Annotated in this window: 4 protein-coding genes; all 4 read right to left on the reverse strand. The window is 70.0% G+C overall.

Annotated features, from left to right (window positions below; all coding sequences use genetic code 11):
* Positions 1-569, reverse strand: a 569-nt coding sequence (locus AB8Z36_RS35550; protein ID WP_369217519.1) for a transporter substrate-binding domain-containing protein, incomplete at its 3' end; no start/stop codon positions are given.
* 105 nt (positions 570-674) lie between these two features.
* Positions 675-1,439: an amino acid ABC transporter ATP-binding protein gene (locus tag AB8Z36_RS35555; protein ID WP_369217520.1), complete on the reverse strand. Its 765-nt coding sequence runs from the start codon at positions 1,437-1,439 to the stop codon at positions 675-677.
* The gene (locus tag AB8Z36_RS35560; protein WP_369217521.1) at positions 1,436-2,455 is read right to left on the reverse strand and encodes an amino acid ABC transporter permease; all 1,020 of its coding nucleotides are present in this window, start codon (positions 2,453-2,455) and stop codon (positions 1,436-1,438) included. Before AB8Z36_RS35560 ends, AB8Z36_RS35555 begins: the two co-directional genes overlap by 4 nt.
* The coding region (locus tag AB8Z36_RS35565; protein ID WP_369217522.1) for an ABC transporter substrate-binding protein at positions 2,455-3,198 on the reverse strand (744 nt) is incomplete at its 5' end. The genes AB8Z36_RS35565 and AB8Z36_RS35560, both read right to left, overlap by 1 nt.

A 3,198-nucleotide genomic window follows, 5' to 3' on the forward strand; every position in this document is an offset into this window, starting at 1 on the left:
GTGCCGGTGCCGACGGCGACGGTCCTGCCCGCCACGTCGGCGGGGCCGGTGACCTTCTTGACGGTGCCCTTCTTCGCCTCGAAGGCCAGGGTGTCCTCGCGGTAGCCGGCGAAGTCGTACTTCTCCTTGCGCTCCTCGGTGACGGTGATGTTGCTGAAACCGGCGTCGTACTTGGCGCTGTCCAGGCCGACGAAGATGTTCTCCCAGGAGACGGTGTTGAAGTGCGGCTTGAGGCCGAGCACGTTCGCGACGAGCGTGGCGAGGTCGGGCTCGACGCCGATGACGGTCTTGTTGTCGGTGGCGAAGAAGGTCAGCGGGGCGGCGGAGCCGGAGACGAGCTCCAGGGTCCCCCGCTCGCGGATGCGCCGCGGTACCTCGGCGGCTATGGAGTCGACCTTGTCGGTGGTGATGCGCTTCTGGTCCGGGCTGAGGTTGATCCGGGTCTCCCTTCCCGAGGTGGCCGCGGTGTCGACCGTGCCCCCGTCGGAGGGGTTGCCGCACCCGGCCAGCAGGAGGGCGGCGGCGAGCCCGGCTGCGGCGGTGGCGCGGGTTCTTGCGGAGGTGGTCACGGTCGGGGCTCCTGGGAGGTGAAGGTCGTGCACGGTGGGCGGGGCGGAGAGGTTTCGGACCTACGGTTCGCGGGTCGGCGGACCTCGGAATCGATGGGTGGCGGGTCAGAGGACCTTGGAGAGGAAGGCGCGGGTGCGCTCGTGCCGGGGGGCGTCGAGGACGGCCGACGGCGGGCCCTGCTCGACGACGACGCCGCCGTCCATGAAGACGACCGTGTCGGCGACCTCGCGGGCGAAGCCGATCTCGTGCGTCACGACGATCATCGTGGTGCCGGTGCGCGCCAGGTCCTTGATGACGTCGAGGACCTCGCCGACCAGCTCCGGGTCGAGCGCGGAGGTGGGCTCGTCGAAGAGCAGCACCTTGGGTTCCAGGGCGAGCGCGCGGGCGATGGCGACGCGCTGTTGCTGGCCCCCGGAGAGCTGCCGGGGGTAGGCGTCGGTCTTGGCGGCGAGACCGACCCGTTCGAGCAGCGTACGGGCGGTCCGCTCCGCCTCCTTGCGCGGGCGGCGCAGCGCGGAGACCGGCGCCTCGACGAGGTTCTCCAGGACGGTCAGGTGCGGGAAGAGGTTGAAGTCCTGGAAGACGAAGCCGATGTGGGTGCGCTGCTTCAGGACGTCCTTCTCGCGCAGCTCGTACAGCTTGCCGCCGGAGCGGCGGTAGCCGATCAGCTCACCGTCGATGCTGACCCACCCCCGGTCGACCTTCTCCAGGTGGTTGATGGTGCGCAGCAGGGTGGACTTGCCCGAGCCGGAGGGTCCGAGGATCACCGTGACCTCACCGGCCCTGACCTGGAGGTCGACTCCCCGGAGCACCTCAAGCGGGCCGAAGCTCTTGCGGACGCCGTGGACGTCCACCATCACCTGGCTCATCGGCTCTCTCCCAACGGTGTGAGTGGTTCCAGCGGTTGCGGTGCCCTGCGCGGGACGACGGGCCGGTCGCGCCGGGCCGCCGCCGCGCGCAGACCGCGGGCCAGGCGCCGGGCGCGCTGGAGCGGGGTGGGCGGCGGTGTGCGGTCGGCGCCGCGCGCGTAGTGGCGCTCCACGTAGTACTGGGCGACCGAGAGCAGGGTGGTGAGCACCACGTACCAGGCGGTGGCGACGAGCAGCAGCGGGATCACCCGACCGTTGCGGCCGTAGACCACCTGCACCTGGTAGAACAGCTCCCCGATCGACATCACGTAGACGACCGAGGTGCCCTTGAGGAGGCTGATGACCTCGTTGCCCGCGGTGGGCAGGATGGCGCGCATCGCCTGCGGCAGCACGATCCGGCGGATCTGCCGCAGCCGGGGGATGCCCAGTGCGGCGGCGGCCTCGTGCTGGCCGTGGTCGACGGCGACGACCCCGCCCCTGACGATCTCGGCGGCGTACGCGGCCTGGTGCAGCGTCAGGCCGATGACGGCGGCGCCGATGGTGCCGATGAGGTCATTGCTCTCGACGGACCAGAACACCGGCCCGAAGGGGATGCCGATGCCCAGCCTCTCGTACAGGGCGCTGAGGTTGAACCAGAACACGAGCTGGACGATCATCGGGATGGACCGGAAGACCCAGATGTAGGTCCAGGCGACCGTCTGGAGGACGGGGCTCCTGGAGAGCCGCATGAAGGCGAGGACGGTGCCGAGCAGGAAGCCGAGCACGGTGGCGTAGGCGGTGAGCTGGAGCGTCACCCACACCGCCTGGACGATGGTCTCGGCCAGGATGTAGTCGCCGAAGACGCCCCACTCCCAGACCGGGTTGGTGACGAGGCCGTGCACGAACTGGGCGATCAGCACGGTCACGGCGACGGCCCCCACCCAGCGGGCGTAGTGGCGCACGGGCACGACCTTGACGGGACGCGGGTGCGGGGTTTCGGCGGGGGCGGCCTGACCGAGGCCTTTGACCTCGCCCATCACGTGTGCTCGGAGGGGTTGATGCGCGACTTCCCGATGGCGGAGGCGGAGGTGCCCCACTTCTTCAGGATGCGGCCGTACGTCCCGTTCTCGATCAGCTCGTTGACGGCGGCGCGGAAGGCCTTGGTCAGCGGGGAGCCCTTCTTGAAGGCGAAGCCGACGTCGAGCCGGTGGTACTCGCCCAGGAAGGTGGTTCCCGAGGCGGACCGCGCCGCCTGGTGGCGCAGACCGTTGATGGTCGACATGACGACGTCGATCCGGCCCTGCTGGAGGGCGGTGAGGGTGGCCGCGTTCTCGGAGTACACCTTCACGTCGTACGGCTTCTTTCCGGCCTTGGCGCAGACGCCCTTCCGCTGGGCGAGGGTGGCCTCGAACGTGGTGCCCGCCCCGGTGCCGATGGTCAGGCCGCACAGCTGGGTCAGGTCGGTGACCTTCTTCTTCAGCGTCGTACCGCCCTTCTTCACCGCGAAGCCCTGGCCGTCGTTGATGTAGGTGACGAAGTCGACGGTCTTCAGGCGTTCGGCGGTGACCCCGAAGTTGCCGGTGCCGAAGTCGAACTTGCCGCTGCCGAGCGCGGGCAGGATCGACTCGAAGGAGGCGTCCTGCCGTGCCACCTTCACCCCGAGCACCTTGCCGACCGCGTCGGCGATGTCGATGTCCTGCCCGGCGGGCGCCTTGTCGGACCCGTTGGGGTAGTACGCTCCGGGCAGCGCCATCGGGGCGCCGCCGGCCCGCACCTCGCC

The sequence above is a fragment of the Streptomyces flavofungini genome (assembly GCF_041028215.1).
In the GTDB taxonomy this organism is placed as follows: Bacteria; Actinomycetota; Actinomycetes; order Streptomycetales; family Streptomycetaceae; genus Streptomyces; species Streptomyces flavofungini_B.